The organism is Mycoplasmopsis felifaucium ATCC 43428 (assembly GCF_000687775.1).
Classification (GTDB): domain Bacteria; phylum Bacillota_I; class Bacilli_A; order Mycoplasmatales; family Metamycoplasmataceae; genus Mycoplasmopsis; species Mycoplasmopsis felifaucium.
Map to the genome: position 1 here is coordinate 17580 of NZ_JHXS01000007.1, position 26012 is coordinate 43591.

The 26012-nt window shown below is 29.3% G+C and carries 24 protein-coding genes and 1 tRNA gene; 9 read left to right on the plus strand and 16 right to left on the minus strand.

Annotated elements, in window-relative coordinates; translation table 4 throughout:
* Positions 1-18: 18 nt before the first annotated feature.
* From arcC to hisS, 5 genes are all read right to left on the minus strand, one after another.
* Entirely contained in the window at positions 19-951 is a 933-nt protein-coding gene (arcC, locus tag T390_RS0101700; RefSeq protein WP_027334794.1) for a carbamate kinase, read from the minus strand.
* A 55-nt stretch (positions 952-1006) separates the two neighbouring features.
* On the minus strand, positions 1007-2050 hold the full coding sequence (gene argF / locus T390_RS0101705; protein ID WP_027334795.1) for an ornithine carbamoyltransferase: 1044 nt from the start codon (positions 2048-2050) through the stop codon (positions 1007-1009).
* Between the two features lie 63 nt (positions 2051-2113).
* A complete protein-coding gene (locus T390_RS0101710) occupies positions 2114-3331 on the minus strand; it encodes an arginine deiminase family protein (RefSeq protein ID WP_027334796.1) in 1218 nt (405 codons plus the stop codon).
* Between the two features lie 191 nt (positions 3332-3522).
* Entirely contained in the window at positions 3523-5232 is a 1710-nt protein-coding gene (aspS, locus tag T390_RS0101715; protein WP_027334797.1) for an aspartate--tRNA ligase, read from the minus strand.
* 11 nt (positions 5233-5243) lie between these two features.
* The gene (hisS, locus tag T390_RS0101720) at positions 5244-6569 is read right to left on the minus strand and encodes a histidine--tRNA ligase (RefSeq protein ID WP_027334798.1); all 1326 of its coding nucleotides are present in this window, start codon (positions 6567-6569) and stop codon (positions 5244-5246) included.
* Between the two features lie 197 nt (positions 6570-6766).
* Between hisS and T390_RS0101725 the strand changes: the two genes are divergently transcribed.
* The 4 genes from T390_RS0101725 (at position 6767) to mgtE (ending at position 11011) form a co-directional block, all read left to right on the plus strand.
* Positions 6767-8515: an MnuA family membrane nuclease gene (locus tag T390_RS0101725; RefSeq protein ID WP_027334799.1), complete on the plus strand. Its 1749-nt coding sequence runs from the start codon at positions 6767-6769 to the stop codon at positions 8513-8515.
* Between the two features lie 113 nt (positions 8516-8628).
* Complete coding sequence (locus T390_RS0101730; RefSeq protein ID WP_027334800.1) at positions 8629-8925, plus strand: hypothetical protein; 297 nt, start codon at positions 8629-8631, stop codon at positions 8923-8925.
* Positions 8926-8928: 3 nt separating this feature from the next.
* Positions 8929-9501 carry a diadenylate cyclase gene (locus T390_RS0101735; RefSeq protein ID WP_027334801.1) on the plus strand — a complete coding sequence of 191 codons (573 nt, stop codon included), beginning with the start codon at positions 8929-8931 and terminating at the stop codon, positions 9499-9501.
* A 1-nt stretch (position 9502) separates the two neighbouring features.
* A complete protein-coding gene (gene mgtE / locus T390_RS03770) occupies positions 9503-11011 on the plus strand; it encodes a magnesium transporter (protein ID WP_051590850.1) in 1509 nt (502 codons plus the stop codon).
* A gap of 39 nt (positions 11012-11050) precedes the next feature.
* On the opposite strand, the gene T390_RS0101745 is transcribed toward mgtE, so the two are convergent.
* The 11 genes from T390_RS0101745 to eno all read right to left on the minus strand — a co-directional run bounded on the left by T390_RS0101745 (position 11051) and on the right by eno (position 20184).
* Positions 11051-11353, minus strand: a complete 303-nt coding sequence (locus tag T390_RS0101745) for an MMB_0454 family protein (protein WP_027334802.1) — start codon at positions 11351-11353, stop codon at positions 11051-11053.
* On the minus strand, positions 11353-11916 hold the full coding sequence (efp, locus tag T390_RS0101750) for an elongation factor P (protein ID WP_027334803.1): 564 nt from the start codon (positions 11914-11916) through the stop codon (positions 11353-11355). The genes T390_RS0101745 and efp overlap by 1 nt, the downstream gene beginning before the upstream one ends.
* A gap of 103 nt (positions 11917-12019) precedes the next feature.
* Positions 12020-12514: a hypothetical protein gene (locus tag T390_RS0101755; protein WP_027334804.1), complete on the minus strand. Its 495-nt coding sequence runs from the start codon at positions 12512-12514 to the stop codon at positions 12020-12022.
* Positions 12515-12707: 193 nt separating this feature from the next.
* A complete protein-coding gene (gene plsY / locus T390_RS0101760; protein ID WP_027334805.1) occupies positions 12708-13430 on the minus strand; it encodes a glycerol-3-phosphate 1-O-acyltransferase PlsY in 723 nt (240 codons plus the stop codon).
* A gap of 114 nt (positions 13431-13544) precedes the next feature.
* Positions 13545-14432 carry a translation elongation factor Ts gene (tsf, locus tag T390_RS0101765; RefSeq protein ID WP_027334806.1) on the minus strand — a complete coding sequence of 296 codons (888 nt, stop codon included), beginning with the start codon at positions 14430-14432 and terminating at the stop codon, positions 13545-13547.
* 18 nt (positions 14433-14450) lie between these two features.
* Positions 14451-15356, minus strand: a complete 906-nt coding sequence (gene rpsB / locus T390_RS03775; RefSeq protein WP_036436048.1) for a 30S ribosomal protein S2 — start codon at positions 15354-15356, stop codon at positions 14451-14453.
* Between the two features lie 205 nt (positions 15357-15561).
* A complete protein-coding gene (locus T390_RS0101775; protein WP_027334807.1) occupies positions 15562-16428 on the minus strand; it encodes a variable surface lipoprotein in 867 nt (288 codons plus the stop codon).
* A gap of 171 nt (positions 16429-16599) precedes the next feature.
* Positions 16600-17253 (minus strand): hypothetical protein, encoded by a 654-nt coding sequence (locus tag T390_RS03780; protein ID WP_051590851.1) that lies wholly within the window; start codon positions 17251-17253, stop codon positions 16600-16602.
* Positions 17246-17491 (minus strand): hypothetical protein, encoded by a 246-nt coding sequence (locus T390_RS03785; RefSeq protein WP_036436050.1) that lies wholly within the window; start codon positions 17489-17491, stop codon positions 17246-17248. Before T390_RS03785 ends, T390_RS03780 begins: the two co-directional genes overlap by 8 nt.
* Before the next feature lie 338 nt (positions 17492-17829).
* On the minus strand, positions 17830-18681 hold the full coding sequence (locus T390_RS0101795; RefSeq protein WP_027334808.1) for a GIY-YIG nuclease family protein: 852 nt from the start codon (positions 18679-18681) through the stop codon (positions 17830-17832).
* A 138-nt stretch (positions 18682-18819) separates the two neighbouring features.
* On the minus strand, positions 18820-20184 hold the full coding sequence (gene eno, locus T390_RS0101800; protein WP_027334809.1) for a phosphopyruvate hydratase: 1365 nt from the start codon (positions 20182-20184) through the stop codon (positions 18820-18822).
* A 331-nt stretch (positions 20185-20515) separates the two neighbouring features.
* On the opposite strand from eno, the gene tuf reads away from it, so the two are divergent.
* The 5 genes from tuf (at position 20516) to T390_RS0101825 (ending at position 25876) form a co-directional block, all read left to right on the plus strand.
* Complete coding sequence (tuf, locus tag T390_RS0101805; RefSeq protein ID WP_027334810.1) at positions 20516-21706, plus strand: elongation factor Tu; 1191 nt, start codon at positions 20516-20518, stop codon at positions 21704-21706.
* Positions 21707-21853: 147 nt separating this feature from the next.
* Positions 21854-22465: a TyrS-associated PheT N-terminal domain-related protein TapR gene (tapR, locus tag T390_RS0101810; RefSeq protein ID WP_027334811.1), complete on the plus strand. Its 612-nt coding sequence runs from the start codon at positions 21854-21856 to the stop codon at positions 22463-22465.
* Between the two features lie 10 nt (positions 22466-22475).
* Entirely contained in the window at positions 22476-23711 is a 1236-nt protein-coding gene (gene tyrS, locus T390_RS0101815) for a tyrosine--tRNA ligase (RefSeq protein WP_027334812.1), read from the plus strand.
* A gap of 22 nt (positions 23712-23733) precedes the next feature.
* Positions 23734-23807: transfer RNA gene (locus T390_RS0101820), tRNA-Thr, on the plus strand.
* Positions 23808-23941: 134 nt separating this feature from the next.
* Positions 23942-25876, plus strand: a complete 1935-nt coding sequence (locus tag T390_RS0101825; RefSeq protein WP_027334813.1) for a hypothetical protein — start codon at positions 23942-23944, stop codon at positions 25874-25876.
* The last annotated feature ends 136 nt before the right edge of the window (positions 25877-26012 follow it).

The following is a 26012-nucleotide window of genomic DNA, read 5'->3' on the forward strand; positions in this document are numbered from 1 at the left end:
GATTTTAAGTGTTATTTATTATCCTAAGATAATTTTTGTTCCGCTTGTTCCTTCAATAGCTTGAGCTACTTTTTCTAAGCTAGCTATAATAGCTACACCTTTAGGGTTTTCTTGTACGAAGCTAATGGCAGCTTTTACTTTAGGAAGCATACTTCCTGGAGCAAATTGTTCTTCGGCGATGTATTGTTCTAATTCTTTAACAGTAACTTCTGTTAATGATTTTTGATTTGGTTTGTTGTAATTTACACAAACATTATCAACTGCTGTAAGAATAATAAACATATCTGCATTAACTTTTGTAGCAAGTTTACTTAGTGCGAAATCTTTGTCGATAACACCGTCGACACCTTGATATTGACCATTTACATCGATAGTAGGTATACCACCACCTCCACCAACGATAACAATATTGTCATTATCAAATGTCTTTTTAATGGTATTCATACCAATAAAGTCTAATGGTAAAGGTGAAGGAACAACTTTTCTATATCCTCTACCTGCATCTTCAACGATTGTTGAGTTTGGATTAGCTTTTTCAGCATCTTCTCTAGTTGAGTAGAATGGACCAACAGGTTTTGTTGGGTTTTTAAAAGCTTTATCGTTTGGATCAACAATTGTTTGGGTTAAGAAGTAAACGGCATCTTTTTCAAGTTGCAAACTTCTTAATTCATTTGTAATCGCAGTTAACATGTGGTATCCAATGTATCCTTGCGACATTCCACCAGCTTCAGCAAATGGAACTAATGGAGTTTTTTCGTTTACTTTTTTAGCATCAGCAAACGCATTAAAGATCATACCAACTTGAGGACCATTTCCGTGCCCTACTAAAACTTGGTGACCTCCTTTAACTAATTCTGCAACTTTAGCTGCAGGTAGTTTTACTAATTGTTTTTGTTCTTCAGGGTTATTTCCTAAAGCGTTTCCGCCTAATGCGATAACAATTTTTGACATTAATTTAACTCCTATCTATTACTAATTTTGCGAAAATAACTGTTTTATAAGCTAATTAGTATCCGATTGTAGCTAAAATAATAGCTTTAATTGTGTGCATACGGTTTCCAGCTTGTTGAATTGATTTGTTGTGTTTTGATTTAAACACTTCGTCGGTAACTTCCATAGCACCTGTTTTAACAACTGGGTATTTGTCACCGAATTTTTCTTTGATTTCAGCTGAGAAGATTGTGTGATCATCGTGGAAGGCTGGTAAACAGTGTAAAAAGATCACATCTTTTTTAGCAGCTTTAATCATATCCATATCAACTTGGAAAGCACCTAATTCTTGAATTCTAGGTTCGAATAATGAGAAGTCTTCACCTAATGATACTCAAACGTCTGTGTAAATTGCATCTGCATCTTTAGCAGCTTCAATTTTGTTGTCTGAGAATGAAACTGATCCACCATTACGTTCAAATAATTCAAGACATTTTTCGTAAACTGGTTTGTGTTCTGGACCATTTTGAACAATATCTCATTGAGCTTTTGGTCCACAAAGAACGATATTTACACCAAAGAAGGCTGCACCAATCATTAATGAACGAGCAACATTGTTTTTAATGTCACCTGCGAATACTAATTTTTTACCTTTTAAGTCTCCACAGAATTCTTTCATTGTTAAGTAGTCAGCAAACATTTGGGTTGGGTGTTCAGCGTCTGTTAAACCATTTCAAACTGGAACACCTGAGTATTTTACTAAGGCATCAACATCTTCTTGTTTAAAACCACGGAATTCAATACCGTCATAAAGTTGACCAAGAACCATAGCTGTATCTTCTACTGATTCTTTTTTACCAAAGTTTGAACCGGTTGGTCCTATGTAGGTACATGAAGCACCTAAATCAGCAGCAGCGATTTCAAACGAACAACGTGTTCTTGTTGAGTCTTTTTGGAACATAATTACAATGTTTTTTCCAACAAGAGGTCTGTTGTTTGTGTGTAATCCTTGAGCTTTTGATCTTTTAAGATCTGCTGAAAGATCTAAAAGATAATTAACTTCGTCTGTGGTGAGGTTTAAAGCTGAGTCTAAACTTCTACCTTTCAAGTTCATTGGCATATTTTCCTTTCCAAAACAATAGTTAAATTGTTTTGCTAATTATTATTTACAAGTAATTGAATATTATTTAAGATTTTCTCTAATTAATGGCATTGACATACATCTTGCAGAACCCATACCTAGTGAAAGTTGGTTTCCTTCAAATGATAATACTTTGATTCCTGCTTTTTTAAGGGCTCTTTCGGTTAAAACGTTTCTGTTGTAACCTACTACAACACCTGGGGCGATTGCTAAGTAGTTAGTACCGTCAAAGTGTGTTTCGATGTCAATATCGATTTGTTGAGCACCGTGTCCAGCGATAGGAATAAGAATTGGTTTTCTACCGATAATCTTGTGTAAGATTTCTTCAAGAGAACCTGATAATTCATGTCATGTTAATTCTGGATCTTTAAGATCAATTTCTCAAACTTGTAATACTGCTAACATGTTAGGTGAGTATAAGAATTTATTCTTATCTAACATTGTTAATCAAGTATCTAAGTGCATCAAGTTTGGCATTGGAGGTACATTGATTGCGTAAATTTTTTCAAATGTAGCTTCTTTGTTTGCTTGAATTTTTTTAGCCATTACTTTAATAGCTTCTTTGTTAGTTCTTTCGCTAACTCCGATTACTAAAGTCTTAGAACCGTAAATGAAAACATCTCCACCTTCGATTCTACCGTCATCTGAACGGTCAAATCAACGAGGTGTATCTATATAATCTGGGTGGTTACCAAAAACAAATTCGGCAAAGATTGTTTCTCTTTGTCTTGTTACATACTTCATGTGGTGCAATGAAATACCATTACCAACTGAAGCAAATGGGTCACGTGTAAAGTATAAGTTAGGCATTGGGTCTACAACCAATTCTCTAGCTACTTCTTTACTTGTAACAGGCAATTCCCTTCGTTCGATACCAGCCATCATGGTTTTAACCATTCTTTTAACTGATCTTTTTTCTATAGCGTAGATGTGTTTTCTTACTATTTCTCTTAAATTACTATCTAATTTTGGTTCACATTCATCCAATCATCTTTCAATGAATTCTGTTTTAGCTTTTTCTGATGCAATTCTTCATGTATCAGAAACTAAGTCTACTAATTGGATGGCTTTAATACCATTTTCTTTAAGTATTTCACAGAATGCAGTGTGTTCTTTTGCTGCAAAATTTGGTTCCAAAAGTGCAGAAAATAACAATTCATCAAGGCGTGATGGTGAGATCCGCCTTATTTCATTTCCTGGAGTGTGAACTAGGACTTCTTTGAGCTTACCTATTTCACTGTAAACATTAATTTTATTCATTTTATTATCTCCTTAAACAACTTAATGAATTTGACACAATTTGAATGTGTCTCTTTAATTATAATTCTTATTTTATTAATATATTTTTATGTCGTTTTTATTGAGAAAAATATGCAAATTTTCACATTTCTAAATTTGTAAAAGAAAAACTGCTTACTAGTTAAAGGTTTAACTATTTAAGCAGTCATTTTTTATTTATTATTTTTTGATAATTGTAAGCCTAATTCTTCAAGTTGTTGATCTGTAACTTCGCTTGGAGCATCCATTAACATATCTTGGTTTTTAGCATTTTTTGGAAAGGCTATAACATCTCTAAGTGATTTTTGATTAGTTAAGATCATAATTAATCTATCAATGCCAAAAGCCATACCACAGTGAGGAGGAACTCCGTAGTCAAATGCTTTTAAGAATCAACCGAATTTTGATTCTTGTTCTTCTTTTGTTAATCCAATAAGATTAAACATTTTTTCTTGCATTTCTTTAGTGTAAATTCTTGCACTACCACCACCAATTTCGAATCCATTTAGAACTAAGTCATAAGCAACTGCACGAATTTCATTCATTGGTAATTTGTCTAATTCTTCTATTGAACAGGCGAATCTGGTAAAAGGGTGGTGTGCAGCATCCCATTTATTTTCTTCTTCATTGTATTCAAACATTGGTCAGTCAACTATTCATGCGAAGTGGAATTTTTCGGTAGCATAATTAAACATATCATTTAATTCCACTCTAATAGCTCCTAATGCTTGAGATGCTTTTTCATATTCATTGGCAACTATAAAATATGTACCATTTTTATTATTGTTTTGAGAAATTAATTCTTTTACTGCATCTGGAACTTTTTTAGCGAAGTTTGTACTTGTAATTTCACCATTGTGATGAACAAAGTAAAATAAAATATTAGCTTTATTTTTTAGGGCAATTTCTTCTAAAGTTTTAAAGTTAGCCTTGCTAATTTCTGTATCTACAAATAACAATCTCTTACTTTTTGCATTTTTAATAATGTCAAAGTCTGTATCATTGCAGAATTCATTGATGTCTTGAATTTTGTAACCGAATCTTAAGTCAGGTTTATCAGAACCATAATCTCTAATTGCATCATCAAATTTAATTCTTTCAAATGGCAACTTAACTTCATAATTAACAAGTTTCATCACTTGTTTTACTAATTGTTCCATTAATGTTTGAAATTCTTCTACATTTAAGAATGATGTTTCAATATCTAATTGAGTAAATTCAGGCATTCTATCTTTTCTGCTGTCTTCATCTCTAAAACATCTTACTATTTGATAATATCTTTCAAATCCTGAAATCATTAATAATTGTTTAAATAATTGAGGGCTTTGCGGTAGGGCTCAAAACATACCTTTATTTCTAGTTGGAACTAAGAAGTCTCTGGCACCTTCAGGAGTGCTTTTTCCCAATAGCGGTGTTTCAATGTCTAAAAAGTCATTTTGGTACATGAATTCTCTAATATTATGAATAATCTCATGTCTCATTTGCAAGTTGTGTTGCATAATTGGTCTTCTTAGATCTAAATAACGGTGTTTAAGTCTTATTTCTTCTTTTGTTTCAATATCATCTCTGATTGCAAATGGAATTTCAACATTTGATTGAGATAAAACAGTATATGTTTTTACTTTTATTTCAATGTCTCCAGTAGGAATATTTTTATTAGGTGTTTGTCTAGCTACTACAGTTCCAGATACTTCAAGAACACTTTCTTTTGGTAAATTGACGTCTTCTTCAAAGACACATTGAGTAATACCATATCTATCTCTTAAATCTATAAAGGTAAAAGGGCCGAATCTACGTTTATTTGCGATTCATCCGTGAATTGTAACTTCTTTATTTAGGTCATTTAGTGATAGTTCATTATTTCTTATATATTTACTGTTCATATTATTCCTTATTATTCTTCATCATCTTCTTCTAGAGATAGATTCACAATTGCTTCTAAATTATTTTGTGCTAAAAATTCTAATAAATTAACAAAGCCGTCTTCTGAAATATTAAAAGTTATTTTGTCATTATTTTTTAGATTTTTGACGATTAAGCTATTTTTACCGCTGAATTCGTCAGTAAAGATTGCAAAACTTGCATTTAATTTTTTTGCTCTGTCAAATAACTTTTTGCTTTTTACTGTGTCAAAAATAAAATCAACTTTTACTCCATAGCTTCTTAATTCGTTACATATATTAAATAGGTCATTTTTATTATATTCTGTAGTGCATCCACATACAATATCAACTGTTTCACAGTCAGTTTCATCATTTTCTTCGCTTAATTCATCATTTATTATTTCAATCAGTCTATCTGCCCCGAGGCCTCAACCAGATGCTTTTAAAGCAGGACCATCTAACTCTTTGATTAAATTTGAATATCTACCACCACCAATAACAGTTGATTGTGAACCAGCGTTTGGGCTTTGTGAAACAAATTCATAAACTACTTCATCGTAGTAATCTAGCCCTCTAACAAGTGAATAGTTAATTTGATATTTAACGCCTGCATCATCTAAAATACTTAATAGTTCTGTGAAATATTTTTGACTTTTGTCTGATAAATATTTGTTAATCTTAGGAGCTTTTTTAACAAAGTCTTTTTGAGATTCTTCTTTATCATCAAGAATTCTTAAAACGTTATTATTTAATCTTTCTTTGCTTATATCATTAAGTTGATCTTTAAAGCCTGTAAAATAGTGTTTTAACACATTTTGGTAGTTTTCTCTGCTTTCTTGATCTCCAATTGAATTAATTAATAATCTTGTTTTGATTCCTAACATTTTAAGTAATGAATCTGCCATAATAATTAATTCAGCATCTTGATATGGATTAGCTTCAGCAGAAATTAATTCTACACCTGCTTGATAAAATTGTCTTTGTCTCCCTTTTTGTGGTTGTTCATATCTAAACATTGGACCAAAATATGCAAATTTAGTTGTCTTAAGGGTTGCATATCATTTATTTTCAATTAACGCTCTTACGAAGCCAGCTGTTCCTTCGGGTCTTAAAGCAATTTCACGTTGCCCTTTATCACTAAATTCGTACATTTCTTTTTTAACAATATCGCTACCAGCTACACTTCTTTTATATAACTGAGCCATTTCAATAATAGGTGTTTCAATTAAGTTGTAATTATAATTTTGCAGTGTATAAATAAATGATTTTCTAATCATTTCTAAGATTGATTTTTCTTTTGGTGAGTAGTCTCTTGTACCTTTGATTTTATTTATCACGTTAGCCTCCTAATTTATTAATATTAATTATACTTTTTAAAATGAATATTTAACATAATAAACTTAAGTAAGTTATAAATTTCTGCAAAAATTTTAAAGTGACCTAATCCGCACGGAAAATATTGGATATTTTCCAGATTTAACCTCAATTTTTTATAAATAACTTTCCATATTAATATTCATATTAAAATTTAATTATGAATATTTGAAAAAAATGAAAAAAATTAGGGATTATTACCTCATCAGTATTATTTTCTTCAGCTTTAGCTTTTTCTTCAGCTAGTTGTGAAAAAACTAAAGAAAATAAAACTAATAATGATGCAAACACAAATAATAATACAAGCGTTGATATAACTATAAACTCCAATCATAATATTAGTGAAAATAATACAGTCAATTCAAGCGAAGGAACCTTAAATGATCAATTAATTGCAAGAGAATCCTTAAAATATAAAGTTCCATTAGCTTATGAATTATCTGAAAAAAATAACTTATTTATAGTGGATTTAAACAAAAAAGAAGAATTATTTTCAAGTTTAGATTATGTTGTGAATAATTCATCAGGAACATTTAGAATTCAAAACAACAAAATTACTTCAAACGGTAAAAATAAGCTAGATATCATTGGTTTATCTATTAATGAAGAAGTTCTACCATTATTAACAACACACGTTACAAAGGGTGAAACCGGAAACATAACAATTCGTTCTGATAGAGCAACAGGAAAATCTAAAGGTATTTTTGTTGAAAAGAATGAAATAGATGGCAAAGTAAGTTATTCAATTTATTGAAGGATAGTTTTAGCAAATAAACAAAAATTAGGCAATAGGGAGTTTATATTAACTATTTCAGAAGATTCAGTTGACTATAAAACTAATGGTCCTAAAATTAAAACTGATACAGAAAACAATTCTGGTGGTAAAACTAATTCAAAACCACAAGAATTAACATCAAATAATTTAATTAGAGTTGGCTTCTGAAATGTTAAAAATTTAGGTGATAATTCTCCAGTCTTAAAATATGAAGCCTTAGCAAGTGTAATTTACAAAAATAACTATAATTTAATTGGTTTAGTGGAAATAGATGGCGAAAATTCTGTTAAAAAAATAGTTGATTTATTAAATAGTTTAACTAATGATAATACTTATAGTTTCATTCAAACTAATGATAAAGTTAAAGCCAAATCAAACAAAGTTGGCAATAATGTAGCTGAATATGCTTCATTTATTTATAATTCAAAATTATTAAAATCGCTTCCTTTTGATTCAGGTGAAAATGTTCTTGTTTATGATAATTCTAATTTTGATGATTATGGTTATGGTAAATTATTAAAATCTAGTGAATATATGAGACCTCCTGTAGGTGCTAAATTTGAAACCGTTGGCCCAATCAAAAATAATTTTACTTATGTAATTAGTCACTTTGATTCTCCGGGAGTCACATCTAATGAAACAAAACACCCTATAACTAAAAAATCACAAGGAGCACAAGAAGTTGTTGAAGGTCTTAATCTTAAAAATGTAATGAATTGATTTGATGATAAAGACGGGAATAATGATGATTTAATTTTTGCGGGCGATACTAATATTAAAAGTGGGAATGCTAATATATCATTTAATCCTGTTTTACAGTCATATACGTCGTTAATTGATGATAACAAAGATAATGCAACAAGTTTATCAAGCACAAAAATGAACTATTCAGAACCGTATGATAAAATGTTTGTTAAGACAGATTTAAAATATTCTCCAGCATCTATTTATGATATGTTTAGCTTTGCAAAAGGTGATTTTGCTTTTGGGCAAATAAATAGCTTTGATGCTTGAAAAAACTTAGTTGAAAATGCAGGAAAAAGTTTTGCTTCGGAAGTTGGATATATTAACTTTATTTCTGATCATACAACTCTTTGATTTGATATTGAATTAAATGAAAATGATAAATTTTAGAGCTCAGGCTCTATTTTTTATTGTTATAAAACAGCATTATTCATCTAAAGTTAAAACTATGACACTTAATAAATTAATATATAATATTAATTATTATTATTTAAGGAGTATATATGGCATCATGAGAAAGAGATCCTGAAGTTTGTGCTGAAAAAATTGCTAAAAGACAGCAATTATTAATCAAGCTTCATGAAGAAAATAAATTTGAACTTGAGCATCCTGCATTAATTAGAGAAGAAGATAAACCTATTGAAGCAGAATGTAAAGATCCAATGTGCGTTATAGCTAAAAAAACTATGACAAAAGAAGAACAAAAGAAGGCTTTAGTAATTAAAATTCTTGGTATCACTATTAGCATTTTAGTTATTATTGCTCTTGTAATTGCTGCGGTTATGATTGGAAAGATGTAACTTATGGATTTCAAAATTTTAATAAGCATTTTGACTATTGTGTCTGTTTCATTGCTTGTTTCGTTAATTCCTTTTTTAATTACTTTGTTCAAATCAAAGATTAAAAAAGGTCGTTACAACAAGTTAGGTAAAAGCAGTCAAATTAGATTAATTAACCAATTACGTGAATCTGTAGAATTTTTATCAAAAAACAAAGTCGGTGCATTAATTACAATTGAAAACAATGATAATATTGACAATTTAAGAACTGATGGTGTTATTTTAAATGCTAATATTTCATCAAGTTTAATTATTTCAATTTTTAATAAATATTCTCCGCTTCACGACGGTGCAGTAGTTATTAGAGATAACAAAATTTATTACGCTTCTACTTTTTATAAAATTACAAAAAAATCAATTGATAACCAATATGGAGCTCGTCATAGAGCTGCTATGGGGATCAGCGAATTGTGTGATGCTACTACTATTGTTGTTTCTGAAGAAACAGGAAACATCAAATTTGTTAAAAATGGTTCATTTTACAATGTAAAAATCGAACAATTTCAGGAACAACTTATTAAATACTTAAAGGACTAAAATGAACGAAGATCAAAATAATATAAATGAATTAAATAATGACTTACCACCCGAAGAAGAACAACAGATAAGAGTTAGAGCTATAAAAGATATTATTGTTTCTTTAAACATTACGAAAGCTCGAGAATTTGTTGATGAAGTTCCTAACGCTGATATAGCAGCATTATTCCCTGAATTAACTCTTGAAGAACAATTAACATTCTTAAGATTAATCAAAACAGATGAGGCTGCTGAAATATTTAGCTATCTTGATGAAGATATTCAAGTGGAGCTTGCTAAAAGTTTTACAGAAGACTGAGGAATGAAATTATTGCAAGAATTGCAAAGCGATGAGCTTGTAGATGTTCTTGATGAATTGCCAGCAAATGTTACAAGTAAAATTTTAGCGTATACATCTAGTTCAAAACGTTCTGCGTTAAATAAACTGCTTAGCTATAATGATGATGAAGTTGGAAGCATAATGAGCATAGATATCTCAAGCATTCCTAACTTTTATACCTGTGAACAAGCTTTAAACAAAATTCGTAGGGATTATGGAAAAAATAAAAAGGAACTAGTTCATTATTACTATGTAATTGATAACAGAAATAAATTACTTGGAGCTTTAACTCTAGAAGAAATTATTTTTGCTAAACCAAGTGAAAAAATTGACAATCTTTATTCTCCGGTTGCTTATATTGAAACAAGTGAAAAGAAAGAAGAAGCTGCAAAAGTTTTTAGTGAACATGATATGTCAGTCCTTCCGGTTGTCAACCACGAAAAAAGATTGATTGGTATGATAACTAGTGATGATGTAATTGATGTTATTCAAGAAGAAGCTACTGAAGATATCTATAAAATGGCCGGAATCGACAAAAAAGCGGCTGATATTGAATATTCAAAAACACCTTGATATAGATTATTTAGATCTAGAATTTTATGAGTATCATTATTATTATTACTTGCTACAATTACACAAATTATTATTAACTACACGTTATATAAAACCACTAAATTATTTGAACAAGCTAATACTGCAAATATTTTAATTACAATATCATTTGCAGCAATTATACCAGTTGTAATAGGTGCTTCTAATAATGCCTCTATTCAGGCGAATGTTAGTGTTTCAAGAGCTTTAGCTTTGGATGAAATTGACAGAAAAGACTATAAAACAGTAGTTTGAAAAGAATTATTAGTTGGCTTCTTTATTGGTTTAGTATTAATGATACTTAACACTGGGAGACTTGGTATTTACTTTTCAGCCACAAAAGATTTATTTGGCACAGATAAATATAAATATTTAGCCTTAATTTTAGGAACTTCTATCGCTTTGTTCTTATCAGTAATTTTATCTTCTTTATTTGGTGCTTTAATTCCTATTGCATTTGCAAGAGCTAAAAAAGATCCTTCATCTATGTCATCAATTTTACTTAACACATTGCTCGATTTTATTACAACCTTAATTATGTTTGGTATTGTGTTTGGAATAATGTATGGATTTATTGGTTTTGACAAATTATCTGTTTAATTAATAAAAAATAACATCACTACGATGTTATTTTTGTTTCTAATAATTACCAACAAAGCATATTTTAAGGTTTTTTGGTTCAAAACCCACAAGATTTTCATATTTGCTTATAATATCACTTCTTAGGTTATCAAGTGTTTCTTTTAATGAAGCATTTCTTTTGACTTTTACGTCTATAATAATTGAAACATTTGATCTATCTTCTAAAAAAATAATTCTAGGCTCATTAATAATCTTAATATTTTTATTTTCAGCAATTGCTATATTTAATAATTCTTGAATAGCATTTTCTGTCACTGAAAAAGATTCACTAATTCCACAATAAACAGTTAGTAAATTCATTATTTACTTGCTCTTCCAACGTATTTACCAGATTCAGTTGATACGATAATTTGATCGCCTTCGTTGATAAACATTGGAGTTTCTAATTCAAAACCAGTTTCAAGTTTAACCTTCTTTTGAGGGTTATTTGCTGTATTTCCTTTAACAGCGTCGGGGGCTTCTGTAACTTGAAGTGTTACATTGTCATCTAATTCAATATCAAGAATTTCTTCTTTATATTTTCTAATTTTAACGATCATACCTTCTTTTAAAAAGTTCATTTCTCATTCAACATGTGAAAGAGGAATTTCAACTTGTTCATAAGTTTCATTGTCCATTAAAACAATGTTTTCACCATCTGAATATAAGAAAGCCATAGGTCTTTTATCAATATGTGCTTTATTAACCATTACACCACCAGTGTATGATTTGATCGTTGTACTACCTGTTCTTAGGTTTTTTACTTTAGCTTTAACGTTTGCTTGTCCTCTACCTTGTTTTGAATGTTGAGCTTCAATAACTACGTAGATTTCTCCTTCATCTTCAAAGGTAATACCAGGTTTAAATGTGTTTACATTAATCATTCTATTACTCCTATATTAATGTTTAAAATATATAAATATATTTTTTATTATACCAAAAAACGTTATTTGATGCAGTATAAACAAATTAAAAGAGTAGCTTTTGCTACTCGTATACATTCATTATGTTGTTAATTGGTTGCTTTTTCTTTATTAAAACTAATTTTGCATTTGTTGTTTTACCATTTATGATTTCTGAAATTTTTTCTACTAAAATAAATTGATCTTGCATAGATATATAAGGCAGGTGTTGTATTTCATCTAAATTTAGTTCAAAATTATGAACTAATTCATCTTTATTCATTTTATATATGACATCTAAAATAATTGACCTGCATAAATTTATCTCGCACAATTCATTTTTATCATTATGCCCGTTAACGATTGATAATTCTAGTTTATTTGCCTTATCTACTTCGTGATTACTTAAACAGTTTACAAAAAATACATAATTATCTTCCTGTGCAATTAACATAACAATATTAGTGCTTAATTTATTATCACCATTTATTTTGCTTATAAAACTCATTTTAAGAGGTAATGGTTTTAATAATGGTAATTCATTTTCAAATTCTTTATTATTTAATTTTGTTTCTTCCATAACTTTATTTTAAAATTTGTAAAAGTCAATAAATAACAATAATTTACCCGTTATGATTTTGTTAATAATTATTAAAAACTTTATATTAAGCTATAAAAACACTTAAAATTTTGCTTTTTAACAGCTTTATTGTGTTTATTAATATGCAAATAAAAAATGCTTAGTTTTTTTAACTAAGCGAAATTTTAATTTTTTATGATTTTTTACTCTTTAATTTCGATTCTTGGTGATTAATTAATCTTTTAATATTTGAATGATGACACACAACAACTAAAGTTGCAATTATTGTGTATATAATAGGGGAAACAAATCAGTAATTTGACATTTTAATAAATGAATATTGTAAAGTAACATTATTTATTCAAAAACCTAATGGACCATCAATTAATCAAGGAATTCAAACAAATAAAACGAGTATACTTGCTGTTAATATTGAAGCTAGTGAGACATATTTAGATAAAAGAGCAATAGTCATAAAGAGAATAAAAGCTAATAAGAATAAAATAATGTTTATGCTTATAATCACTCCTATAGAGCAAGCCACACCTTTTCCACCTTTAAAACGATAATATATTGGAAAAACATGGCCAAAAACAACACCTAAACCGATTGATTGAAAACTAATGTAGTATGTTCTGCTGAATGTATGTCAAGATGGTATTAAATTAAATAATAAAGCAAGAATTAAAATAGGTATTAACGCTTTCAAAACATCTATAAAAAAGACGATTAAGGCAAATTTTTTGCCGTATGTTCTTAAACTATTTGTAGCCCCAGCATTCTTACTGTTATGTTGCCTGATATCATCTTTTTTAAGTTTTTTGCTTAATATAATTGAGGTATTAAATGAACCAATGCAGAAGTAGCCTATTAAGACCAATAATAAATTTAATAATATACTATAAAAGATAGTCATAGTTATTTAATTTTATCAATTATACTTTAAATATCAAATAAATAAATTTTGCCTAAAATTACTATAAAAAAGCGTTAAAAAAGAACTTAGCATCGCTAAGTCCATATTTTTATATTATTGTGCAGCTTTCATTTGTTCAGCCACTTCAGCAGCAAAGTCTGATTCTTTCTTTTCAACACCTTCACCAACACCATAACGAATTGCTTTAACTAATTTGTTTTTGTGTTCTGAAAGATATTGATTAATAGTTTTTGAATCATCCATCATAAATGGTTGAACTTCTAATGTAACTTCTGAAATCTTTTTGTCTAATGAACCTTTTTTAATCATATTTTGGATGTTTTCAGGTTTCTTTTCAAAGTTTGCAGGAACTACAAATTCAGCTTCAAATTGAGCGATTTTTTCAGCTGGAACATCGCTAATAAAGATGAATTCTGGTTTCATAGCACTTGCGTGCATAGCTACATTACGAGCACTTTCGGCGTCTGGTCCTTGAACCTTAACAACTGCTGCAATTTGTCCATTTACGTGAACGAATGATGCAACTGTTTCACCTTCATTTGCTTTGATGATTTCAAATCTTCTAAGTTCAATTTTTTCACCACTTTTTGCACTGAATTCTTCAATTAAATCTTTAACTGATTCATTTGAATTAACTACAGTTAAGTTTAAAGCTTCTTCAACTGTTGAAACACTTGAGTGGTTCAAAATTGTTTGAGCAATTAAATTAATTACTTTAGAGAATTCTTCATTTTTTGCCACAAAGTCTGTTTCACAGTTCAATTCAACCATAACAGCTGTATTTTCGTTTGAAGCTACTGTAATCATTCCTTCAGCTGAAACTCTACCTGCTTTTTTAGCGGCTTTAATTTTTCCACTGCTTTTTAATCATGTGATAGCTTTTTCAATATCTCAATCTGATTCTTCAAGAGCTTTTTTACAATCCACCATACCGGCGTTTGTTCTTTCACGTAATTCTTTAATTAAAGACATTTTGTCCATTTTAACTACCGCCTTATATTAATTATTTGATTCATTAGCTTCGTTTGATTCTGAAACTTCTGAATTTCTTCTTTGGAATGGTTTAAATGTTCTTTGGAATGCTGGTTTTTCAGATTTGAATTCTGGTAAAACAACATTTTCATCAGGTTGGTAAGCGAATTTAGCTTTTCCACCACGAGCAACAGCAATAGCGTCAGCTAAGATTGTAATAATTAATGCAATACTTTTAGCTGAATCGTCATTTGCTGGAATACCAAAGTCAACTTTATCAGGATCTGTATTTGAGTCTAAGATACCAATAACCTTAACACCTTTGCTTCTCGCTTCTTTTATAGCAATAGCATCTTCATTAGGGTCTGCAACAATCATGAATTGAGGAACACTTCTCATTCTTCTAATACCTTCAAGGTTTCTGTGAAGTTTATCAAGTTCTTTTTGTTTTAATAAACCTTCTTTTTTAGTGTATCCTTGGAAACCTTCAGCAGCTTGTTGTTCTAATTCTTCCATAGCACCAACTCTTTTAAAAATTGTTGATGCGTTTGTTAATGTACCACCAAGTCATCTTTCAGAAACATAGAAACTTCCTGTTCTGATAGCATTTTCTTTGATTGTATCTTTAGCTTGTTTCTTTGTACCAACAAAGATAAATGAAGCTTTAGGGTTTTTAGAAACAAATTTTAATAATAAGTTGTAAATGAATTCTAAACGTTGTAATGTAATGTTTGTATTAATCATATGCATACCACGTTTTGTTTGAGGGTATAAGTATTCTCTCATTTTTGGATTTCATAAACTTTTTTTATGACCAAAATATGTTCCAGCTTCTAATAATTTTTCTTTAGAAACTATTAATGATTTAGCTTCTTTTTTAATTTCAGATTTTTCGGTTGTTTTAGCAACCAAATCTTTTTCTTTATTTTCCATTTTATATCCTTTAGTTTGTTAATTCTTCCTATTACTTCCAACACCTAGCACTTTTTCTCAAAGCACACCCAAGTGAATCCATAATAGTGATTTAATGTATACATTGAATGAATAAAACGTAGTGTTTTATAAATTCTTTTTAATTTTATCACAAAGTGAAAAATCTATAAAAAATATACCCAGTAATTGGATATATAATTTGCAATTATTTGTTTATTTCAAATGTATAAATTTTATCGTCAAAAGTGCCATCTTCTTTAACTAATTTTCATTTAAGTGCAAATCCTCTAGCTGTTTTTTCTGCTCAAATTCCTTTGGTGTTTTTGTTTTTAAATTTATCTCACCCAATGTTATTACCATCTCTTGAATGTGTTTTTAATGTTTGTAATACTTCTGAACTTATATTTATGCCGTTAATTGTGATTGTGTCTTTCTTCTTTGGATTATTTGCATTAGGAACTTGATAACTTAATTTACCTTTTTCAATTTTGATAGCGTTAGCTGGTTTTGCGTTTTTAACAAGTTTTTCTAATTCAGCTATTAAACTGATCTTTTGGTTTTCGTTAATTGAAAATAAAGTGTTATTTTCAGATAGTGTATGAGCCTGTGGTAATCTATATGAAATTGTAGTAGGTGTTTTAGCTTCATTTGATTCTTCCTTTTCTTCTGTTTCTTCAGGAGCTTCATCTTCTACTTTAAGATTTTTATCGTTTTCAGCTTCTTCAGTATCTATTGCTTCAGTTGATGGTTTAATTTTATCTTTAGATTCTGAGGTTGGTTTATTTTCAGTTTCTGTAGAACTTGAAGTACTTGATTCAGAAGTTGGTTTGGTTTCTGAAGCGGCTGTGCTTGGACTATTTTTGTTTGAGTCTTCAGCGGTAGTGTTTGTTTTTGCATCGTTGTTTGTAGTTGTTGATGGTGTCACTGGTGCTTGTGTAGTAGATTCAGTTGTTTTTTCTACTTCTTTTGATTTTTCGGATGTTTTTTCACAACTAGCCGCAATAGTCGGAATAGCAATCAATGAGACACTTCCTAATAATGGTAGAGCTAACTTTTTAAAATATTTTTTCATATAACCTCGTTATTTTATTATTTACATCTAAATTATAAACTTTACTTGGCAACTTAATCCTTATTATTGCGAAGAATGGTCTTATTTCCATTAATAAGACAAAAAATATCCATAATCGTATATAAAAGAATAAATTTTGATTTTTATAGTAACAATTATTAGGTTGAAATATTATTTTCACAATTTGGAATATTTTTCGTTATATTCACTTAAATTTAAAAATTTTGAATCTGGTATATTGAAAAAATGTTTTGATTTTAATTGTAGAATTGATTTAACTTCTTCTTTGGACTTATTTATATAGATAATATCAAAATCATATTCAAATATTAGCTGACTTAAGCTAATTGTTTGAGTAGAACGAACACCGACTTCACCCTTTAAGAATTTTTCAACTTTTTCTTGTAAATATTGACCTATTTTTGGATTTTTGCCATAAACTACAAAAAGTAAATTACTAGCATTTTTTCATATTGCTAAACATAAATATACTTTATCATTTTGAAAACACTGTGCTTTTTCTATAGTTTTATCATTAAAAGTTGCACTTCAAGTTGAGGCTGAAAAGCTTGCAGATTTAACTTCTAAAAATATATCTTGATTAACGCTTAATTTACAATCAAAACCGTGTTTATTGGTGTTTACAAGATCATAACCTAGATAATGGCCAGCCATTGAATCTCTTAATTCATTGATGAATGTGTCTGTATCACTTTTATTATATTTTTCTTGTACTTTTGCCACTTCTTCTAAAACTTCATGACCTTCAACTAGAAAGTTTTTATTTATTGGCTTATAATTACCTTTTGTTAGTAAACTATTCATATTTATGAATCTCCAAGTCATATGAATCATTAATATTATTTAATTTTAAAAATGTATTTATGCGATGAAGCATTGTATCGCTAACCTTCGGATTTTTAATGCCTAATTTAGCCATAAATTTATATGCATCACTCTTAACATTGATTGATTCATCAAGTTGAATCAAAATATATTTATGATACCTATTATCTTCTTTATTTATTTTATATACAGCTTGTGCTGCGGTTCCGATTCCCACTGATGTAAGTCTGTGACACTACTTTTAGAATACTTCGGTTGAATGATTTATTATCAATGTATATATCTTATAAAACTATTGTTATGTGCATTCAATCTAAGATATCACAATGCTTAAATCTTAAAGAAGAATATTCATTATAAAAGTCAATGTGCTGGTCCATTAAATACTCACTGACCTGCTTGCATAAATCTATCTTTTTTCTTTTGAATTGGCTTTGTTTGTTTTCTAATCATTTATATCTTATCTCATCTTGATCTATAATGTCACCTAGTTTAGTAACTAAAAAACAGTAGACTAAATATAATCTACTGCAATAAATGATTCATATCAGGATATTAATTATTCATTCCATACTTAACTGTTTGGAATACTTTTTTCCAGAACTCTTCACGGTGAATTATTTCTTCACTCGTAGTTTTTACATCAAAAATCTCTAAAATTGAATAAGAAAAATTATCTACTATATAACCTTCGTCAGAACTCTTAATCTCTTCAAATGACTTATTCCCACCAGTTAAATTATCAACATTTGCATAAGATCTTCATCTTTGCCAAATACCTTCAGTTCCAGATGCAGAACCAACATATAATTTACCAGTTGATTTATCTGTGATACAATATACACCTTTAACATTTGATAATGCATTTTTCCATTCTGGTGCATCCATTTTCACGATAGATTGTAAATCTTTATGAGATAATAGAACATTATTATATCCCGGAAATGAACCTAATTTTGTAGAAGGAGCTAACTCATATACTTCTGGATTAAAATCACGTTGAACATTTTCAAATGGCTTATTGTATATATCTCTACCAATTGGACGTTCTAATTTGATAATAAGTCTTTTTCTATAATCTTCAAAATCTGGCATCAATTCCAATTTATAACCTACTTTATTAAATACTTCTGGTTCAATTTTTTCTACTTTATACATGCCTCCGAATATATAAAAATCTGGTCCATATGGATAATATTGTGCAAATGCTAATAGATATTTTGCTTTATTTAAGTTGTTATTAGCTTGTTTTTTCTTCCAAGAATTCATCTCTATCCAATCTGGATCATTTTCTCCATTCATCAAATAATCCCAAGCACGTAAATTTGAATCACCTGCATTCATATTAAACTTTACCTTTGTTTTTGTAGGTTCTAACACATTAAAAAAATCTTCAAATTTAATCAATTTTAACCTCCTACTATTTTATTTCTATAATATAAATATTATAACTTTATAAAGTAAGTAGAACCAGACACAAAAAATTAACACCTTGCGATGTTAATTTTTTTATCCTTATTTAATAAGGCTGTTAATATTTTTAAATTATTTTACGTTGTAAAATGCTTGAACTCCTGGAAATTCGCTTTCGAAGTCAAGTTCTTCTTCAATTTGTAATAATCTGTTGTATTTAGCAATTCTATCTGTTCTAGACATTGAACCTGTTTTTATTTGACCAGCATTTAAAGCAACTGATAAATCAGCCAATGTTGTATCTTCTGTTTCACCTGAACGGTGTGAAACAACACAAGCCATATTTGCCTTTTGAGCCATATTCATAGTGTCTAATGTTTCTGTTAATGTACCTATTTGGTTTAATTTAATTAAAATAGCATTCATTGATTTTTGTTCAATAGCTTTTTCTAATAATTTAGGATTTGTAACAGTTAAGTCATCACCAACAATTTGGATTTTGTGACCAAATTTAGCTGTCATTTTTGCAAAACCTTCTCAGTCGCTTTCAGCAAGACCATCTTCAATAGAAATAATTGGATATTTGTCAATTAATTTTCCAAAGTATTCAATTAATTCATCTGTTGTGTATTCAAGTTTAACATTGTCTAAATGTTCAAAACCAGCACGTTTTTCTTCAATAGCTGCTTTAAGTTTTTTGAATACATATTTTTTGGTATCTTCGACATAAATTTCACTACATGCTGAGTCCATAGCGATAGCAATAGCACCTTCACCTTTTGTAGCTGGTGTATAACCTGAAACTTTAATAGCTTCAACTAAGTAGTCAAGTACTTCTTCATGACTCTTACAGTTAGGAGCAAATCCACCTTCGTCACCAACTTGAGTACCGTGACCATCTCTTTTTAGTAATTTAGCTAAGTTGTGGAATACTTTGTTAGCCATTTGTAAAGCTTCTCTTAATGATTTTGCACCTACAGGCATAATCATAAATTCTTGGAAGTCTACCGTATTTGATGCGTGAGCTCCACCGTTCATAACATTTAACATAGGTAATGGTAACATGTGAGCATTAACGCCACCAATGTATTTGTATAAAGGAATTTCTAATTCTAATGCAGCTGCTCTAGCACAAGCTAATGAAACACCTAATAATGCGTTAGCACCTAATTTTGATTTTGTTGGTGTACCGTCTAATTTAATCATTAATAAGTCAATAGCTCTTTGGTCAAATACACTTAAACCTTCAATTTCTGGAGCAATAATGTTATTAACATTATCAACCGCTGTCATAACACCTTTACCACCAAATCAGTTGTTTTCGTATTTTGTGCCTTTATCTCTAAGTTCTAAAGCTTCTCTACTACCTGTTGAAGCACCCGAAGGAACATTAGCTACTCCACAAACTCCATAGTCTGTTCAAACTTCTACTTGGATTGTAGGATTACCACGTGAATCTAGAATTTCACGTGCGTGAATTTTTTCAATAATTGGTATTCTGCCTCCTTATTATTTATATTATTTTATTCAAATTATAACATATCAAAAATGGCACTTTTTTACATTAAAGCAATTTAATTTTTCAATTTATGGAAACGAAACCATATTAATATTTAGAACTAATTATGCTAACTATTTATTTTAAATAAATAATAAAAATGCTATTATATTGCTTATAAATAAATTGTTATTAATTGTCTTATTTGCTAAAATATTAATGCTATTTAGATTATTATAAATAGTAGTATGGATAGGACACGGATGAAAGGCCGTGCTTAGGTTGGTTTTAGCGCTAAAATACAATTTAATAATCGAAAGGATATTTTATATGGCAAAATTAGATTTTGATCGTAGTAAAGAACACGTTAATATTGGTACAATCGGTCACGTTGACCACGGTAAAACAACATTAACAGCTGCTATTGCTACAACATTAGCTAAAAAAGGTTTATCAGAAGCTAAATCATACGATGCTATTGATAATGCACCAGAAGAAAAAGCTCGTGGTATAACAATTAACACATCACACATTGAATATAATACAGAAAAACGTCACTATGCACACGTTGACTGTCCAGGTCACGCTGACTACATTAAAAACATGATTACAGGTGCTGCTCAAATGGACGGTGCTATCTTAGTAGTTGCTGCAACAGATGGTGCAATGCCTCAAACAAAAGAACACATTCTTCTTTCAAAACAAGTTGGTGTTCCAAAAATGGTTGTTTTCTTAAACAAATGTGACATGATCAAACCAGAAGACGAAGAAATGTTAGACTTAGTTGAAATGGAAGTTCGTGAATTATTATCTAAATATGGTTTCGACGGTGACAACACACCAGTTATCCGTGGTTCAGCTTTACAAGCATTACAAGGTAAACCAGAATACGAAGCTAAAATTATGGAATTAATGGATGCTGTTGACTCATGAATCGAAAACCCAGTTAAAGAATACGACAAACCATTCTTAATGGCTATCGAAGACGTATTTACAATATCAGGTCGTGGTACAGTTGCTACAGGTCGTGTTGAACGTGGTAGATTAAACTTAAACGATGAAGTTGAAATCGTTGGTCTTAAACCTACAAAGAAAACAGTTGTTACAGGTATGGAAATGTTCAGAAAGAACTTAAAAGAAGTTCAAGCTGGTGACAACGCAGGTTTATTACTTCGTGGTGTTGAAAGATCAGCAATTGAACGTGGTCAAGTTCTTGCTAAACCGGGTTCAATTATTCCTCACACAGAATTTGAAGCTGCTATTTATGTACTTACAAAAGAAGAAGGTGGACGTCACACACCATTCTTCAAAAACTATAAACCTCAATTCTACTTCCGTACAACAGACGTTACAGGTGGTTTAGAATTTGAAGCTGGTCGTGAAATGGTTACACCAGGTGAAAACGTTAACCTTAAAGTTAAATTAATCGCTCCTATCGCTGTAGAAGAAGGAACAAAATTCTCTATTCGTGAAGGCGGTAGAACAGTTGGTTATGGTAACGTTACAAAAATTATTAAATAATTTAAACTTACCAATTTTATAAACAAGGCTTAGCCTTGTTTTTCTTTATTAATCTATAAAACAGTTTTTTTAAGTAAATCTTAAACTTTAAACCGCCAAAATTTAATTACTATAAAAAGAACATAAATTATTTATAATTAAATAATTATGAGTATTTACTTAAATTTAAACGATAAATATAAAAACTGTACTGTTATTTATTTTGATTCTACAATTGAAGCAAAATTTGAAGATTATTATGACAATTTTGTAGTATTTAGAGACGAAAATTACAATGTTAAAAGCGTTAACTGCTTAAATTATGAAGACGCAAATGAATTAAATAATTTTGGTATCTTAATCAATAAATGCAATGAAGAATTAAAGAAAAATCTTCTTTCGCTTAATGAAAAATATTTGCTTAAAGAGCCTATTTACTTTGCTTTAGGAAAAATTATTAAAAGAAATATTCACCCTAAAAGTGATAAATTATTTGTGCTTGATGTAGATTTTAAGGATAAACAATTGCAAATAATTACTAACACTACATACACATTAGAAGGTAAATACTTTATCTGATGCTTGCCGGGTTCTATTACTTCAAAAGGTACTGAAATCAAATTAGGCGAATTAATGGGTGCAAAAAGCAACGGAATGTTATGCACTGCAGAAAGTTTAGATTTATGTGAAAAAAGAACACTAGAATTAAATAATTTCTTAGATTCTTGTGATGATACTTATTTAGGCGAATCTATCTATAAAATAATGAATTGAGACTAGAAAGGAAGTTATGAATATAATTGATGAGTTAAAAAATCGTGGTATTTTGAATAATGTAAGCAATGTTGAAAAAATGCTTAAATTAACTTCTGCGAATGTTGGTGTTTATGCAGGTTTTGACCCTAGTGCAGATAGTTTACACTTAGGTAACTATATTCTTATTTCTATCCTTAAGCGTTTCGCCCAATTTGGTTATAAAGTTTATGCTTTAATTGGTGGAGCTACTGGTATGATTGGTGACCCTTCTTTTAGAGATACCGAAAGAGTTCTATTAGACAAAAAACAAGTAATTGATAACAAAAATAAAATTAAGGTGCAACTAGAATCATTTGGACTTAAGGTTATTGATAATTTAGATTTTTACCAAAATGTCTCTATATTAGACTTTTTAAAAGACACAGGAAAGCTAGTTAATGTTAATTATATGCTCGCAAAAGATTCTGTAAAAAATAGACTTGAACGTGGTTTATCATTTACGGAATTCACATATCAATTACTTCAAGGCAATGACTTTTTAAAACTTTATCAAAATGAAGGTGTATTTATCCAAGTTGGCGGAAGCGATCAATGAGGTAACATTACTACCGGTTTAGATATGATTTCTAAAGTTGTCGGTGATAATCATAAAGGAGTGGCTGTTACAGTGAACTTGTTAACTGATGAAAACGGCAAAAAAATTGGCAAATCATATGGTGGTGGTGCATTATGAATTGACAAATTTAAAACTTCGCCATATAATATGTACCAATATTTAGTAAATCAATCCGATCTTAAAGTTGGTGAATTATTGAACTGATTAACTTTTATTCCCGTTGATGAAATTAAAACAATAATTGAAAAGCATAATCAAAATCCTGCTGAGCATTATGCTCAAAAAATTCTAGCTGATTCCGTTGTTGCTGATTTATACGGTAATAAGGAATTACAACAAGCTCAAAACATTACAAAAATTTTATTTGATAAAAATTTTGACACTTCGGTTCTAACTGTAGAAGATTTAGAAATTATTGAAAATTATTTACCTACAGTTAAAATTACTAAAGGCGAAAAAATAGTTGAAACACTTATTAAAAATAATTTAATTCAATCAAACAGAGAAGCTAGAGAAATGATCCAAACTGGAGCTTTAAAAATAGATAACCATTCAATTGATTTAGATTCGATTTATGAACCAAATAATTTTAGTGGTAAATATGCTTTCTTCAAAAAAGGTAAGAAGCAAACTATTTTGCTAAAAACTGTATAAAATAAACCTTTTCGTTTATTATGCCGGATTCGCTTAGTGGTAAAGCAACTGACTCGTAACCAGTAGCCACGAGTTCGATTCTCGTATCCGGCACCATATAATGACATAATATGTCATTTTTTATTTCTGCAAATATTTCCATAAAAATGATTTTATTGTGTTGTTTTTCTACATAAAAAATCGTTTTTTTATATTATTTAGGAAACTTATAAATAAATGAAAGGATTAATATGAAAAAAATCAAAAAATTATTATTAAGTTTTATTTCTGTATCATCAATTTCAGCAGTTGCCTTAGCAAGCTCAAATTGTGATAACAAAGTTTCAAAAACAAATGAATCAAATCCTGCTTCAGCAGAAAAAATTAATTCATTTAAACAATCAGTAGAAGTCGCTAAAACCACTACACTGCCAGCATTAGAGCTTCTTGGAGATTCAATTTTTATAGAAAGAACAAAAGCAGCGATTAAAGCAGCTGAAAATGCATTAAATACAAAAAATATTTCTGATGAATCTTTAGATAAAGCCGTTAATACATTCAATTTAGAAATGGGAAAAATCGGCTTAGAAAATACAATTAAAACTTCTGAATTTTTGATGCCGTTATTAAACAATGAAAAATACACATCAATAAGATTGGAATTCGAAGATGTAATTAACAAAGGTAAAGCTCTAATCGCTAATAAAAATAGTTCGGTAGATGATATTCAAGATGCTCTTTTAGAATTGTCAAAAATGATTACTAAAGTAGGCTTCGAAATAACAAATATTAATAATAATCAAAGTGATAATAATTCATCAAGTCAAGTTGAAAGTTTAAAAGCTGAAGCTAATAAACTAATAACTGATTACGAAGAATATATTAATCCTTCAACATTATTATTTAAAAACTCTAACTTTGCAAGAAGTAATACTTCAATGCAGGAATTTATAGATACAACTAAAGATCAATTAAATTCATTAACAACCGAAGAAGAAATAACTGGATATATAAGCAATTTCAAGGCTAAGGTCGCTGAATTATATACAAAACCTATTAATGACTATATTGCTTTATTTGAAAGACAATTCGCATACGGCGATGGAATTACTCCAGGATCAAAAGTTAGATTTAGCAAATTGTTAGATGATTCTTTCAGTTCAAATGAACAATATACATCGTTGAAAAATGAATATACAACTCAATATAACCAAGCTATTAGCGAAATTAAAGAATCTGTAACTGCAATACCTACAACATATAAGGCTATTGTTAAATATACAGAATTACTAGATGAATTTCTTAAAAAACCAGAATTATTAGAATTCACAACTGCTTTAGCATCTAAAACAGCATTAACATCACTTATCGAAGAATATGAAGCACAATATAACTTTTTAACAAGTGCAGAAAATACATTCTATAAAGATTCTAACCTTACAACACAAGCATTCATGACTACTTATAAGTCAAAATTAGATAGTGCAAGAAACTCACTTAGTTCATTAAGTACAACTTCAACTTATAAAGCTGAAACTCAAACATTAAATGAAGCATATAAAGTAATGGTTGATGAATTAAGTAAATTCAGCAAACCATTATATGAAACAGCATATAAAAAATTAATTGAGACTATAAAACCAGAAGTTGAATTTGAAAACTTTGATGAAATTGTTCAAACAATTAAAAGTAATTTATCAAAAAACAAATGAGTTGCTTTTAAAAAGAAATTTGAAGAACTACAAAAAACAACACCAACAGATTATGAAGCAGCTTACGGTAATTTAGTTGAAGAATGACAAACAATTTCATCAGCTTTTAACTTGGATAAATTAAAATACGCACAAATAACTTGATTTGAAACAAAAATTAAAGAATTAGCAACATCTCAAACTTCAAAAACCGAAGAAATTAATAGAGAATTAGAAGAATTTAAAACAACATATAAACAAGCTAATTCATTCTCTAAAACTCTTACTTGGTACAACGAACAAGTAGCTAAAATTAAAACAATTTACGATAAGTACAACAACTCTTCTACATCATCAAGTGCATCTACAACTGATACATCTGCAAGCATAAATTCAAGCAATACATCAGAAACAACTACAGAAACAAGTTCAACAAGTGAATCAACATCACAACCTGATCCAGCTTCAGCTTCTGCTACAACAAGTACAAGATAAAACTTAATAATTTAAAAATACACAGACTTTTAAGGTCTGTGTGCTACATTGTAATTTCAAACGCAACACTTTTAAGAGTATAAAATCTTAAATGTGGGGCGTTTTTTATATTAAAAAAACACCCCAAGGCAAGAAG